At 40.9% G+C, this 14,566-nt stretch carries 11 protein-coding genes; 3 read left to right on the top strand and 8 right to left on the bottom strand.

Going from position 1 to position 14,566, the window contains the following annotated elements; translation table 11 throughout:
* Positions 1–94: 94 nt before the first annotated feature.
* Positions 95–604, top strand: a complete 510-nt coding sequence (locus ACSLBF_RS07075; protein WP_440055904.1) for a DUF2062 domain-containing protein — start codon at positions 95–97, stop codon at positions 602–604.
* Positions 605–838: 234 nt separating this feature from the next.
* Positions 839–1,312, top strand: a complete 474-nt coding sequence (locus ACSLBF_RS07070; protein ID WP_440055903.1) for an acyl-CoA thioesterase — start codon at positions 839–841, stop codon at positions 1,310–1,312.
* Between the two features lie 203 nt (positions 1,313–1,515).
* Here ACSLBF_RS07070 and ACSLBF_RS07065 read toward each other — a convergent pair whose 3' ends face one another.
* The 5 genes from ACSLBF_RS07065 to ACSLBF_RS07045 form a co-directional block, all read right to left on the bottom strand.
* Complete coding sequence (locus tag ACSLBF_RS07065) at positions 1,516–4,194, bottom strand: ATP-binding protein (protein WP_440055902.1); 2,679 nt, start codon at positions 4,192–4,194, stop codon at positions 1,516–1,518.
* A gap of 32 nt (positions 4,195–4,226) precedes the next feature.
* Positions 4,227–6,470 (bottom strand): TonB-dependent receptor, encoded by a 2,244-nt coding sequence (locus ACSLBF_RS07060; RefSeq protein WP_440055901.1) that lies wholly within the window; start codon positions 6,468–6,470, stop codon positions 4,227–4,229.
* Between the two features lie 168 nt (positions 6,471–6,638).
* The gene (locus ACSLBF_RS07055; RefSeq protein ID WP_440055900.1) at positions 6,639–8,879 is read right to left on the bottom strand and encodes an NAD(P)-binding protein; all 2,241 of its coding nucleotides are present in this window, start codon (positions 8,877–8,879) and stop codon (positions 6,639–6,641) included.
* 9 nt (positions 8,880–8,888) lie between these two features.
* On the bottom strand, positions 8,889–9,848 hold the full coding sequence (locus ACSLBF_RS07050; RefSeq protein WP_440055899.1) for an acetoacetate decarboxylase: 960 nt from the start codon (positions 9,846–9,848) through the stop codon (positions 8,889–8,891).
* A 116-nt stretch (positions 9,849–9,964) separates the two neighbouring features.
* A complete protein-coding gene (locus ACSLBF_RS07045) occupies positions 9,965–10,543 on the bottom strand; it encodes a dienelactone hydrolase family protein (RefSeq protein ID WP_440055898.1) in 579 nt (192 codons plus the stop codon).
* A 308-nt stretch (positions 10,544–10,851) separates the two neighbouring features.
* On the opposite strand from ACSLBF_RS07045, the gene ACSLBF_RS07040 reads away from it, so the two are divergent.
* Positions 10,852–11,691, top strand: coding sequence for a TIGR02285 family protein (locus ACSLBF_RS07040; protein WP_440055897.1), 840 nt, complete (start codon positions 10,852–10,854; stop codon positions 11,689–11,691).
* Between the two features lie 2 nt (positions 11,692–11,693).
* Here ACSLBF_RS07040 and ACSLBF_RS07035 read toward each other — a convergent pair whose 3' ends face one another.
* The 3 genes from ACSLBF_RS07035 to ccoG form a co-directional block, all read right to left on the bottom strand.
* Positions 11,694–12,269 carry a YceI family protein gene (locus ACSLBF_RS07035; RefSeq protein WP_440055896.1) on the bottom strand — a complete coding sequence of 192 codons (576 nt, stop codon included), beginning with the start codon at positions 12,267–12,269 and terminating at the stop codon, positions 11,694–11,696.
* A gap of 2 nt (positions 12,270–12,271) precedes the next feature.
* Entirely contained in the window at positions 12,272–12,835 is a 564-nt protein-coding gene (locus ACSLBF_RS07030) for a cytochrome b (protein ID WP_440055895.1), read from the bottom strand.
* A 207-nt stretch (positions 12,836–13,042) separates the two neighbouring features.
* Positions 13,043–14,428 carry a cytochrome c oxidase accessory protein CcoG gene (gene ccoG, locus ACSLBF_RS07025; RefSeq protein ID WP_440055894.1) on the bottom strand — a complete coding sequence of 462 codons (1,386 nt, stop codon included), beginning with the start codon at positions 14,426–14,428 and terminating at the stop codon, positions 13,043–13,045.
* Positions 14,429–14,566 lie beyond the last annotated feature (138 nt).

Here is a 14,566-nt window from a genome sequence, read left to right as displayed (position 1 = left end):
CCGCTAGCTCCCAACTAAACAGGCAATACACGGTTAGGAAGCTGCCAAAAATAAGCCCGCAACAGAGCAAAATAGAAGTAGATGGTAGCTGCAAATGGCGAAAAAAACGATCCAACGCTTTTTACCCGATCACAACAAAATTAAACAACAGAAGTCTTTAAAGATATTTGGCAGCTTGTTACACGATGCGAATTTATGGCATCTAAATAGACGCTCTGCCAGAGGCGCGTTTTCAGTCGGTTTGTTTTTTGCTTTCATCCCTGTCCCTTTTCAAATGGTCCTAGCTGCAGCGCTTGCAATACCTTTTCGCGTCAATCTACCACTATCAATTGCTTTAGTTTGGATCACCAATCCACTAACCATGCCGCCTATTTTTTATTGCTCATACATGGTCGGTGTTTTCGCTCTGGGTGAAAAGCAGCAACCTTTTCACTTCGAAGCAAGTTGGGATTGGCTTGTCTCTAGCTTAACCACTATTGGTCCAGCCTTTATGCTAGGATCTCTAATTTGCGCCACCGTCGCGTCACTGATTGGCTTTTTTGGTATTGATTACCTTTGGAGACGTTCAGTGAATAAAGCATGGGAGACTAGGAGTAAAAACTAGTTAAGTCCATGTCAAACTATCAACTACACCAACCCAGAAATCGTTCCATCAACGATTTCTTTTGACTATTACGTCACAAATCAACAAAAGAAATTGATGCCTTTAGAATAAAGTTAGCAAAGCTAACTTGTTTGAGGAAATCAATTTGACACTTTGCAGACGGTATTTGTCAGTTTTGTGCAAAACGCGCTTTCTTTCCTATAGTTAAGGTTAAGTGGCTACGAGGAGAGCAAAATGCCCGAGCAATCAATCACATTTAGATTTTTAGCGGAGCCAACCGACGTGAACTTCGGTGGCAAAGTGCACGGTGGTATGGTCATGAAATGGATTGATCAGGCAGGTTACGCCTGTGCCGCAGGGTGGAGTGGAAGTTATTGCGTCACGGTCTCAGTTGCTGGTATGCGTTTTCACCGCCCTATTCTTGTCGGTCAAATTGTCGAAGTTTCAGCTCGAATTGCCCACACAGGAAAGACCAGCATGCAAATATTTATTCAGGTTCGATGTGGCGATCCCAAGACTCAACGATTGGTCGAAACCAACCACTGTATCATTAGTTTTATTGCCATGGATCAAGCTGGCTATCCGGTGCAGGTTCCTCTGTTTAAAGCCAAAACCAACGATGAGAAAAAACTCGAGGCATACGCCATAAAAATGAAAGAAATTGCAATTCAAACTGAGTCACTGTTATCAGAAACACTTGAAACTTAGTTTGCCAATAATGCTATTTGTCCACCGTCTTCGTTGTTTTCACTTCTAATAGCCAGCTATTACAAGTGAAAATGCCTTGATATTGAAAGAAATATCATCTTTGGGTTAGAAGAATCATCCGTTTTAAATATTTACACTTTCAAAACGCTTATCCACAGTCGATGTTACTTAATAAATATGGAGTTATTGTAAATTAAGGTTATCTAAATCTGGCTGACATCACCACATCCCACCTCGATTGTAGTGTCCATGGCGTCTAGTAGTTTTGACAAAAGTTCTTCAAGTCGCTCTAGGTTATCAGACTTTAACTCGTTATCAATTTCGGAAGCAAGACGATGTATTTCGTTGCAGTCAAACATCGCCGCGGTTCCCTTAATTGCATGAATGGACCTAGCCAGAGAGTCGTAATCTTTATATTTAGATTGGTTTTTGACTTGTACTCGCTGTTCTTGTAATCCTGCAATGTACTGCTTTTTCAGTTCCTGAAATTCAGAATCTGGTAAATCAATATCTTGCTCAACCTTAATATGTAAATAACGCGCGATTTTTTGACTAAAAACCGCCCGGTCAATCGGTTTTGACAAATGATCATCAAACCCCAAAGACATGTATCTATCTATCTCATGCTGCATGGTATTTGCAGTTAACGCAATAACTGGTGCCGTACACCCAGTTGCCTGAATAAAGCTTAACGCTTGTTCACCATCCATTACTGGCATCTGAATATCCAGCAAAATTAGGTCATACTCATCATCTAAAACAGCTTGCACAGCCAATTGGCCATTTTCAACTGTAGTGACTGACAACCCCATTCTTTCTAATATACGCTTAATTAGTCTTGCGTTGTCTAGGTTATCTTCAGCGAGCAGTACCTCTCCTTTTAATTCTTTATTCAAGGTCAGATCTGGTTCTGATTGTTCTTGTTTTTGACTGATCTCGGACAAGTCATTTACCCAACTCGTTCTTTCGGTGGTATATAAATTAAGTTTTAACGTAAATGCTGTACCCGAACCCACTTCACTTTCAACTGTGATGTCTCCATCAAGCTTTTGTGCAAGGCTTTTAGAAATGTTTAAACCTAAACCTGTACCACCATATTTTCTCGATATTGAAGAGTCAGCCTGATAAAAAGCGCTGAAAAGCTCTTTTTGTTCATCGGCGGTCATACCAATCCCTGTATCTCTGACGGTAATCAATATTTGTTCATGCTGACAAGCTAGATCAATCGATATCTTGCCCACAGTGGTAAACTTTAAAGCATTAGAGGTTAGATTGAGTAATATTTGTCGTAACCTTGAAGGATCCAGCACAATATAGTCTGGTAAAGGAAAAATATAATTTAATTCAAACTCTAGCCCTTTGTCTCTTATTTGCTTACCAAGTAATGACTCAACATGGGCAATGGCATCAAATAAATTCGATTCTACCAACTCAACTTCTAATCTGTTTGCTTCAATTTTAGACATATCCAAAATGTCGTTTATTAAGCCCAAAACATGACGAGCATTTTGTAAAATTACTGAGATTGCATGGTTGCGTTCGTGCGGTTTGATATCACCCAATATGATGCCGTCCGCGTAGCCAATAATTGAAGTCATCGGTGTTCTGATTTCATGACTCATGTTGGCCAAGAAGCGACTCTTGGCTTCACTTGCGTCTCGGAGTTCTGATGCTGCATGCTCTAATTCAAAAGTTCGTTTAAGTACCTTAGCCTCAAGGTTTTTATTTAGTTCGATATTCTCTTGGTTGGTCAGACGAAATTTATCAGCGACCGCAAATGCCAATAACAATGCGTCTAAAGCGGTACCGATTAGACCATAGAGGTATAGATTGGCTTCCGACTCAGGCAATAGATTCAAATTGGTTAGATTGCCAATCATGTTAGGTATCGCCATCGCTATGTAGGCGAGAACAAAATATCTAGCAGGCTTAAAACCCTCATACCAGCGCATAATACCAATATATAAACCTAAACAAAGCGCACAGCCGGTAACCATTGTTGCCCACACAAAACCGAAACCAGGGAAGATAATACAAAACGGAATACCAATAACACCTATCACACCCAACCAAATTGAGGCTGCTGCCAAATCAGGATGTGTTTCCTTTAACTTTAACAAATGCGTGTAAAATAATGCGTTGCTTAACGGTGCCATCGCAAACCCCAGCCAGTGCAAGTTTGCAGAATAAAATCCGAACAGTTGGTCTGATATATGGAAAAAATGGCTCCATGCGAACACCCAAACCACCGTAAATAAGGCAAAGTAAAGATGAGTGACGTCTTTTGAGCCAATATAAATAAGTAAATTATACACACCTAATATGACACCAACCCCAAAACAGAGGGTCATAATTAAGTTTTCAATGACGACCATCTCTTGGAATGAGTTGAGCGGTTCAATAGTTAGCTTTATTGGTGTATAAAAAAAATCACTCTCGAACAGGGTAATGATGTAGTACGTTTGGTTGTGTTTCAGTTCTAACTGGTTGCCGTAGTGAAAGGCAAACTCATTATTTTGTGTGCCTCCTGAGAATAGCCTAATCACATCATTTTCAGTGTAAACTCTGGATTCAATTCTATTGACGACCGTGTTATACGGATAAAGTACAAACTTCTCAGAGGGTGAAATATTGGTCACTTTGCTAACGACAAAGTAGCGTCCTGAAAATAACGAGCGCTTTTTTAGTGGCTGTTGCTTAACTTTCCAGGATTCAATATCTGACCAGCTTTTAGGAAACTTATGCTTATCTCCTGCTTCATAAAGCTGACCAAAGTGGTGTAAATTTTTATATTGATAAGGTGCCTCTATAACCAAACTCACTTCATCCGCTTGAGCGAAAAATGATAACAACGCCATAAGAAGAGTGAGTAATAGTCGCATAGTTATAATTATACCTTGCTTAACAGCTGAGTCTAAAACTGGTAGCTGAGATCAATACCAACACGGCGGCCTTCGCCTTTAAAATCCTCAAGCATGCCCAAAAACTGGCTTAGGTCGAATTTCAAATGACTATATTCCGTATCGAACAGATTTTTTCCCCAAATATTTACCTTCCAATCATCTTGCTCAACACCAATGTTCGCAAACCAGAGCGTATAACCATCTTGCATTGAAAAAATATTCTCATTTTGGTCAAAGTAGTAATCACTTTGATAGTCAAAGCCTAAACGACTCGTAATTTTTACTTCACTCCACTCAAAGGCATACTTAAATTGTCCACTGATGTTCCAGCGCGAAGTAAACGGCAGTCTGTTGTCGGTTAATTCATTTCCGAGTGGATCGATGAAATCGTCAAAATTGGCTTCGGGTAAGTAGCCCACATCCAAATTAATCATGGATGATTCTGAGACTTGCCATGCAGTCTCTAATTCCATGCCATAAATCGTAGATTCGCCGACATTTTCTAACAGCTGGTATGGTGGCGCTAGCGGTGTTTCAGAAGCTTGATTCATGAAAACTTGCTGATCTTTATACGCGTAATGGAACACGCTAATATTTGTCCTAACACCAAGATCGGCGAAATATAATTTGGCACCTATTTCATTTGCGAATAGCGTTTCTGCGCCGTAACTCGCTTGTTCAGCCTGCTCTTGGCTGGTTAAAAACCCTCCATTATAACCACCACTTTTCGTTCCTTTTGATAAACTGTAATAAATTTTGCGATGGTCACCCAGATTATAATTTAATGCTATTTTTCCAGATATTGCATCGTCATTTTCTGCTCCCTGCACATCATAGGCTTCGAAAAGCACACCATTGAGATCATTACTGCCTTGTTGCATTTTGTTTTGGTATGAAAAAGTATCGTAGGTCACATCTTCATCACTATATCTTAGGCCAATTTCCAGCCTGAGACGCTCGCTGAGTTCTGTTTCGTACTGACTAAATACCGCCAAAGATCTGACCTTGATATCATTATCATAGAAATAGTGGGTAGCTAGCACGCCAAAAGGTGTGCCACGCAGGTCTCGTCCTAAATCATTAAAGTTGTCTTGGTAAATGCGCTCATCTAAATAGAACAATCCAGCAGTGACATAGCTATCGCCAAGATCGCTTTGATATCTCAATTCACTTGTTAGCCTTTCATTTTTCAATCCTAACTGGCCTTCACACAAATTGGCAATACTGCCATCGCAGTTAAAACCATGTAGTCTGTCTAAACGATTAAAGCTCCCCAATAAAACTATTTCAGCTTGCTCATTGAGAGGAACCTCTATTTCCGCCATCGCGCCCTTGTTAATCGTGTGGTGCCGCTGGGTGTTATTCACCTTTAAAGCCCAAAAGTCACTACTGCCATCGTTAAACCCGAAATTATCAAAACACACAACACTTCCTGCAGCAGCAGCGGAACATTTTTCACCAGTAGCTGGATTTGATATTACGCCGATATTACCCACAGGCTGAACTCTGCCAACCCAGTGCCCATATTCAAGCTTTGTGTAGACACTAAACGTGTCATATTCTCCAAAAAAACTCAGCCGAGAATCCGTTTGCTCCATTCCGGCTTCAGGGTATTCATTGGCCAAGTTGTAACTTGTATATTCGTAATTATTGTGGCCTACAGCAAAGCGAACTGCACTGTTATCATTAAGGCTAATATTACTCATCAAGCTAGCCCGAGTTAGGTCATCCGTACCTGCGCCAATACTTATTGATGAAAAGTCGCCCACTTGTGGTCGCGCACTGCGAACAAGAATTGCACCTCCAGTGGTATTACGACCAAATAATGTTCCCTGAGGGCCTTTTAAAATTTCTACTTGCTCAATATCGAATAAATTGACTAATTGATTATTAGCCGAGCCTGCAGCAACCCCATCAATGTAGACCCCAACAGGAGAAGTATTTGCAGTATTGTAGTCAACAAGCCCTACCCCTCTAACATTTATTGCAGGAGGCGTTCCTTCCGCTGCGTTTTGGCTAATTTTTACATTCGCTGCCAGACGTCCTAGTTCAGTTGAGTCTTTAATTGCTGAATTTACTATTTCGTTTTTTGAAATTGTTTTTATCGCTATCGATACTTCATCTACAAGTTGTTTGCGTTTCTGAGCATAAACTTCGATAACTTCTATCTCTTGATCTTGGTTTTCCGCATAAGCCGGAAGTGAAAGGCTTAAGATCATAGAGAGTGGCAAGGTTCTACGCAGCGCTGAGTTCATTGGCATTTCCTTAATCCCGTTTTTTTTCATGCAATTGCATGCCTAGAGTATAGCTTAATTAAAAAGACCCCCAAGAAATTAGGGGGTACTTTTTTATTAGTTCCTCTTTATGGTGATTTGCTAAACAGCCGTTCTAACTGTAAACAGAAACTTCCTAATTCCCTCGGGCTAGCTAAACGGTTCAAACCCGTTCTCACCATCAATATGCTCTGGGTAACCGGTAATTGCACGACTGGTTTGCATTCCAGCCATAACCGCAGCCTCAACACAACCAACATTGACACCGGTTTTTATCCAATCACCAGTGAGATACAAGTTTGTAAACAGGGTTCCGTCGGTTGGTAGCCTGTAATCACTACTGCCGACGGTGCTCAACACATAGCGTTCGCTGGGATCGACATTTACACGCCAGTATTGGTCATCCAATCTCTGCTCTCCCTTCGCGCCTGAATGACTAAATAACACCCCCCAGTCAAACTCATCACCATGGTAGGCCTCTGGCCAGAGTGACTGCATCTCTTTTTTTAGCTTGTGCAAGCTATTTTGTTTAACTTTCATGTTCATACGTTTTGGAAAATCGATATCAGACTGAGGTGGATAGTTATCACAACCAAAAGCACTACAAAAATAGGCAATATTGAGTGGACCGTTTTCTCCCCAGTCCTCTTCTTTAAGCAGATTCCCCATTGAAGCCCAAGTATCAAATGGTTGTGAAAATGAACTCAAAATAGGATGCTCTGTACTACCAGCAAATTCCTGATAGCCCAGTTGTTGGTCAGTTTTGTTCAACCATAATTGCATCGCTTGGGTCGCAACGGTATTGACCAAAGTAGCTTGGCTGTTCAAGGCTGAATCTTTTTGTAACAACTCTGGGCACAAGTGAACCAGTGAAGCCACAGATATACCAAATACCACCAAGTCAAAGTCTTTGCCTTTTTTTAGCTTGTGGCTCGGCAATGGCTTGCCAAAGTGCGACTGATATACCTCAGGCCAGTCACTCCAAAAAGACTCCAGATTAATATTATTGGCCTGCAATAGCGCCTTTTGCTGCTCATCAATCTGAGACCATATTGGTTCACTGGGCCAACATGGTAGGCCTTTCACATCAACAAGTGGATTATACCGTTCGTTATTAAGCGAGACTTGCTCAATCACGGTCATCTCATCGACCACCCAATTTTGTTGCTGATCAAGCTTCGGTGTTAATGCTGAAACTTGATGGAAAAATTTAAACGTGACGCCACGTTTCTCAAGAAGCTCGTAAATAGGAGAAAAAATAATATCTCCCATTCCTGCTTGCATTTTCCACATCACCCCACCACGATAACAAAGCATGATCCTCAACATTGCCAACGAAGCGACGCCAGCTTCAACGTTAGGCTTGCTAAAGTCACCGTCGACAAAACCAAACACTAAATCATAAAATCCTCTGACCGGTGCTGATTCAACACCATACTTTTGATCTGCACCGTTTCTTGCCAGCCACTGCTTGAAATCATATTGATTTAAATAACCAAAACCTCGTGAATGAACTTTATCCCTAACCATGCCAATGGTCATTGCGACAGCTAAGTCAACACACACATAAAGTCGGCGGATAATAGGGTGATCGTCTAACAACTCTGCCACTTCGCTTCTTAACCAACGACGGATCTTCTTAACCAGATACCAAGTGACCAGTCGATCTTTGGTGTTGTCTAAACGCTTGTCAGATTCTCTGACAGTCAAAAAGTTAACAAATTGAGAAACGAGCAATTGTGGGGTAGAAAATACTTCCTGTGCACCGTTGCTAGCGGCATTAAAAAGCGCTTTTGCGTCATCTTCAACATCGTCAAAAAAGTCTTTTACTTCACTCCCCAAGTGAGCTAAGAGTCCCTGATCTCTTTTTTTACGTGTCACCAGTTTTGTCGATTTAGTGGTCTTTGCTACTTCATCTTCTAACTCTTTTATCCACTTATGTAACCACGCCGCCATTAGTCTTAAAATCTGCCAAAAGTGCAGTTCCAACGTCCCATTAGCTGGATTTCCGGGGATCAAAGGAAAATCAATAGCCCAAACTTGCCAGTCATTTTCGACTTGTTCTGTCAAGGCGACCAAACTATGTGGCTTGAAGGCCTGTTGCCATGTATGGATTGGAATACTGCTCGGCCGCTCTAATTGCTCATAGACCTGTTGCAAGGTTTTAAACGAGTTAACATAGGCGCCAAACCAAACATGCAAACCATGCTCTTCAATTCTTTCACCCAACAGCGAATTACGACCGCTCGCGCCTTTTCCTCCTAAGCGCCAACCTTGTTGATACACGGTGATATCATACTTTTCTTGCCAATTATCTTGTTCAGTTAAATAAACCGCTGCGGTCATTGCCGAAACACCGCCACCTAAGATCGCTATTTTCTGCTTAGCCATGATTAATCCTTAACGATTGGTAGAAACTAGCTCTTCAACACCTGCTTGATCAAAGTCCATCTTCACATAATAAGGAAGCTTAACTTCACTCTCTCCCAGTGCGATCCCAAACATTTCTTCTAGAGGAAAGGCATCTAATTGGTTAAGTTGCAGCGTAAAATCTTCTTTTAGAAATCCGACTTTGTGGATCTTTTTGACCTCAGAAGGGGAATGAACGACTGCGGTATACACTGCCTTGTCGGCATTGCCATCAGGAAATTGTTTGAACAAGATTTGATCCATTTGCGGATGGGTAAACCCAGATAAAAACTGCTTTAAAAACTGCTTGTCTATGTTTAAACCTTTGACACTATCAACAAATAATTCAGCAACTTCTTCTCCTATTTCTAACGCTTCTTTAAACCATGATTCTGAATCATCATGCGGCTTTACCGACAGCAATTCGTGCCAGCCCATTTGTATATCAGGATTATAAGTTTTGAAGGTATCTAGGCTAATTGAAAAGTTCAGCGGGTCGGTTCTTTCTTTTGGCATTTCATAGCGACAGAGGTATTTGTTATAACCCCATATTTCTCTGCCGTTGATTAAGGCATTTATATTGTTTACTGCGATAAATGCTGGATACCAGTATAAATGCTGAGCTTTTAAAGTGTTAAGATTTAGCTCTAATACCGGGATCCAAATAATAATATCCGTTTCTTGCATGAAGCCATAATTGCTGAATGGCGCAACTTTAGAAGCGATATTTTCAATGTCCGTAAATGTTAACAGACACCAATCCGTCAGTGCTTTGAAAGTGATCTCAGTGCTTGGCACGGTATTAAGGGTATCGTCAATATAACGCTGAATACTGCCAACATTGCCATTGACAAAAAAACCATACATTTGGGCATTCAACATCCGGCAAGGGGGCTTAGCAATTGGGTTACTTAGGAAGTGCTGGTACAGAGGCATCTCGTTATGCATCATATACTCCTTTAATATGAGAATATACAAATACAGAGTTCTACAGCTACAAACTGCCTGAAACGCCAGATACTTGAGCAAAGAGGGACTATGGTTACGCCTTCTCTTTGCCGGTATGGTTACACCACAGATCCAGAAGTTTCAGAGAGTAAGGACTCCGCTTCTTTTTTACACAGAAACAAATAGTGGCTATATGCATGACTGTCAAAGTTAAGTGAAAAACGATTCATAAAACCGTGCCGATATCTTGTTCGTACGCATTTAACTCCTTTTTTGGCTGCAAGGCGGCTTATTACTTCAGAAACTTCAAAGTGCGGCTCCGATATCGGAAAATAAAGTTCGGTGTCACAAACGGGTTTTTTATTTAACGCATTACGGATCTGACTTGGATAAAAAGCAATAAGTTGCTGAACATCACAAATACGCATACCCGCTAAAGCATTCCATGCTGCTGCTCCACCCGCACTAAAACCTATGACTAAATTCGGGCGTTCCATTTGAATTGCCTTGACTACTTTCTCCTGATACTTTTGATGGCCACACGTGTCTATAAATCGTTGATAATGATACGCTTCATCTACACTAAACTGCTCATGATGATAGGGGGAGATAATTACAGTGTTGCCCGGAAGGCCTTCTGCAAATTCTTTTACGTGTTCAGTACATCCATAAATATCTGTTATTATTAGTGTTTTCATTATTATCCTTGATATTCATCCAATAAGGACCACATTCTTCATGAAACTAGTTCTTGGTGAAGTTTACGGCCACATTTAGCTTCAATAGTGGCTAAGAAGTTGACGATAGCAGGTTATCGTATCAATTAATTTAGTGTACTAGCCTGTTTCAAAACAACGCTCGTATTTACATAAAAAAACAGTGCTTAACATAAAATTAGCACAAAGACCCACACTGTAAACTGCTAAATATTACTTTCAAATTATTCACTGGTAATTACTCAACGGCTGCTAGACTTATAATGATATTGGTCATGAGGTGCAGCAGTTTGCGAATAATTTTTGTACTTTTTATGCTCGCTGCCAGTTTATCGGCAAAAAGCCAACAAATAACTTGGTTAGTATTAGACTTTCCACCTTACTACATTTTGTCTGGTCAATTTGCTGGTCAAGGTCGAGATGAAGCGGTGATAAAACTACTACATGAGTATATGCCGAATTACAAATTTAATTATAAGACATTTCCATCCAGCCGCGCGGTACATGAGCTGGTAAAAACCGATCAGCCCTATTGTATTATTTCACTTCATAAAACCCCAGAGCGTGCCGCGCGAATATTGTATTCTGAACAATATTCAACCATTGGCCTATCAACCTCTGCAGCAATCCGAAAATCAACGATGGATAACAGCAGCGTGCAAAACAATACCATTGTTCTGGGAGAGTTTATTGCCAAAAATCAGCTTATGCTGGGTGTGACAGCTGGGCGCTCATATGGTAATTATCTCGACCAATCGATTGCCGAAATCGCTCAGCAGTTTGTTCAGATAAGACCTGGTAATGATACCCTCGAAGGCTTAACTTTAATGCTGTTAAAGGGCAGAGTCGATGTCATTCTAGGTTACCCTAGCGAGCATCACTATCTAAAACTAAAAATGGATAAAGATGACCTATTATCTCAAGTTCGACTAGCAAATTACACCCAAGTCACACGAGGTTATGTGGGATGTAGCAATAACGCGCAGGGGCAAGAAAACATAGAAGCGCTCAACAAAGCATTAATGAGCGCTCATGAAAATAAGCGCTTCCATGAAATTATGACAAGGTGGTTGCCCGAACATTTACATCCGTTGTTGGCACGTTTGGTCGCCCATCAACCGTCATTCTGATTTTATTTTCGGATCCCTTCGATATGTAATCCGATCGTTACGTGCGTAGACGCAGGGCCTAAGTTGTAATCTATATTGTAATCAGTGAGCTTCAACTGAGTTTCACCTTCAAAACCAACTCGATAACCCCCCCAAGGGTCATTACCTTCACCTACTTTTTTGATATCAAATTCGATGTTTTTCGTTACGCCATTTAATGTGAATGTGCCCTGCACCTTGGCGTTGGTCTCGTCACTAAACGTGATAGCTTTACTTTCAAACGTCGCCGTGGGGTGCTTTTTGACGTTCAAAAAGTCATCGCCTCGCAGATGTTTGTCACGTTCGGCGTGATTAGAATCTATTGAAGCTGTATCTATTGTCACTTTGATACTAGAGTCGTTAGGTTTCTTACTGTCGTAATTAAACTGCCCTTCAAACTGGTTGAATCGGCCATGTAGCCAGCTATAACCCAAGTGCTTAATCTTGAAATTCACAAACGCATGAGCGCCTTTTGTATCGATTTGATATTCTGCAGCGGAAACATCGAAAGTTGCCAGTGCAAGAGCGGAGATACCTGTCGCTAATATAAGGTTTTTCATTTTCAATCCTCTAAGTTTTTATGATTGCGAAAAAGCATACGCTTCAACGTGTTATCTTTATCTAAAAAATGATGTTTCAAAGCGCCTGCGGCATGAATTACAACCAAAATAATTAAGCCCCAAGCAACGTAAAAATGTACTTCTCCCGAAATATCAGACTGATTATCGAACAACGCCCCAGCTCCGGGAATATTAAACCAATCAAACACGCTAATGGCACGTCCATCAGACGTAGAGATCAAGTATCCAGACAAAAATAACGTCAACAGTCCAATGTACAATAACTTGTGTGTAAAAGACGCGGCTCTTTTCTCCCAATTAGCGTGGCTTTCTAAAAGCTCTACTTTCTTGTTGAAAATTTTCCAGATGACTCTAAATACGGTCAGCAATGCCAGTAAAGCACCGATACTCTTGTGAATAAAAAGACCATCTCGATAAAAAGGGTCGTAATAGCTTAGGTCCACCATATAGAGACCCAAGCCAAACAGTCCAAATACCGCTATCGCGCTGAGCCAATGAACCGCGCTACTTATCCAGCCATAACCACTTTTGTTGTCTGTTAGCATAGTTTTACGAATTAGGAATAATTATCAGTTGCAGCAAGGATAGCGCTTAATTGGTAACTTAAAAAGAGCTAAAATAGCGAACCTATGTGCACCTATGCACAGAAGGTTAAAAGTTACCTGCAAATAATAGAGGTTAGAAGTATTGTCAGGAAGATATGACCGTCTACTGCAGCCATATCCTCATTTGAGAAGTTACCAATATCGGGATCAGCGATTTCGATAAAACATTGAGCGCTTAGTGATGAAAACCTCAGGGTGCTGAGATGACTCAACCGCAAACTCAATTTCGGTGGCACGCTCACTCACATCCTTCGAATTTGCAACTATAGTCACAGGTAATTGCAGCATTTCTCCTGCTGCAACGGTTACCTCTGTCGGTGCATCAAGTTTTGCTCCTTGTAGTCCGTTAAAGCTAACCATGTAAGTCATAGAAGATTGTGTTTTATTGATGATATTGAGTGTATAGGTGTTTTCTACGTTGCCCAGGTAGTCAACGCGATACAGCGTGTTTCGATCTCTTAGCACAGACAATTCTAGCGGTGTCCTGTTGAATACCCAAACAATCATAATGACTACAAGCGCTAAACTTAACAGCCCATATCCCAACAACTTTAATGTTAATGGTTTTTGCTTTTTGCCCTGTTGTTGACGCTCGCTTTGATATTTAATCAAGTCTTTTGCGTATCCAAATTTACCCATCGTGTCATTGCAGGCGTCAATACAAAGACCACAGTTAATGCATTCATATTGTAACCCATTGCGTATATCAATTCCTGCTGGACATACCTCAACACATAGGTTGCAATCAACACAATCTCCTAGACCCTGTTGTTTAGGGTCATCTCTTCGCTTTCTTTTACCTCGACTTTCCCCACGTTCACTGTCATAGCTCACCAACAGGGTATTTTTATCAAACATAACCGACTGAAAACGAGAATATGGACATGCAACGGTACACATTTTTTCCCTTAAAAAGCCTGCATTTCCATAAGTGCAAACGGTAAATAAAAAGACCCAAAAACTCAGCAAACCACTCCACTGTAGCTCAAACATTTGCGTGTAAAGGGTCTTAGCTGGTACAAAATAGGCTAAAAATGACGTTGCAGTAAACAACGAAATTAACAGCCAAATGACGTGTTTTGACACTTTTCGGACCAATTTGTTAGCATTCCATTGCGACTTTGCAAGTTTCAAGCGTTGATTTCTCGTGCCCTCTATTCGGTGCTCAACCCAGGTAAACATCAGCATCCATATCGTCTGCGGACAAGTGTAGCCACACCAAACACGGCCCAACCAAGCCGTGATAAAAAAGAGCGTGAACGCTCCTGTCATGAAAACCCACGCCAAAATCATAAAATCTTGCGGTAAAAATAACACTCCAAAGATCCGAAATTGCTGTTTACCGATATCCAGTAACACGGCCTGTTGCTGGTTATACTGAAGCCAAGGAATGGCTATAAATAGCATCATTAATAACCATCCCAATACCCGCCTGACCCTTTGGAATCTTCCCTTTTGTTCACGAATAACAATCGGTTCGTCATGATTATACGGCTTGATGATGAGCTGTTCTTGTTTGATATCAAATTTCATTGCTAGTTGCTTCAAATTACATACGACGAAGCTAAAAGAGCAACTTTCAGGCCAAACTGAAAATTTCTAATCAATTGTTTTTTATATACTTTCTTAAGTTAAAGTTAAGAAAGTCGTGAAATAACGCGAATTGATCGC

The organism is Pseudoalteromonas sp. T1lg65, assembly GCF_051930985.1.
Classification (GTDB): Bacteria; Pseudomonadota; Gammaproteobacteria; order Enterobacterales; family Alteromonadaceae; genus Pseudoalteromonas.
Note: the sequence above shows the minus strand (reverse complement) of the source record. Positions and strands in the feature narration are given on the sequence as shown.

Bases quoted from the DNA above. Each gene is read 5' to 3' on its own strand.
- ACSLBF_RS07050 (WP_440055899.1), bottom strand. From the start codon at position 9,848: ATGATGCATAACGAGATGCCTCTGTACCAGCACTTCCTAAGTAACCCA.
- ACSLBF_RS07030 (WP_440055895.1), bottom strand. From the start codon at position 12,835: ATGCTAACAGACAACAAAAGTGGTTATGGCTGGATAAGTAGCGCGGTT.
- ACSLBF_RS07075 (WP_440055904.1), top strand. From the start codon at position 95: ATGGCGAAAAAAACGATCCAACGCTTTTTACCCGATCACAACAAAATT.
- ACSLBF_RS07055 (WP_440055900.1), bottom strand. From the start codon at position 8,879: ATGGCTAAGCAGAAAATAGCGATCTTAGGTGGCGGTGTTTCGGCAATG.
- ACSLBF_RS07060 (WP_440055901.1), bottom strand. From the start codon at position 6,470: ATGAACTCAGCGCTGCGTAGAACCTTGCCACTCTCTATGATCTTAAGC.
- ACSLBF_RS07065 (WP_440055902.1), bottom strand. From the start codon at position 4,194: ATGCGACTATTACTCACTCTTCTTATGGCGTTGTTATCATTTTTCGCT.
- ACSLBF_RS07035 (WP_440055896.1), bottom strand. From the start codon at position 12,269: ATGAAAAACCTTATATTAGCGACAGGTATCTCCGCTCTTGCACTGGCA.
- ACSLBF_RS07045 (WP_440055898.1), bottom strand. From the start codon at position 10,543: ATGAAAACACTAATAATAACAGATATTTATGGATGTACTGAACACGTA.
- ACSLBF_RS07070 (WP_440055903.1), top strand. From the start codon at position 839: ATGCCCGAGCAATCAATCACATTTAGATTTTTAGCGGAGCCAACCGAC.
- ccoG (WP_440055894.1), bottom strand. From the start codon at position 14,428: ATGAAATTTGATATCAAACAAGAACAGCTCATCATCAAGCCGTATAAT.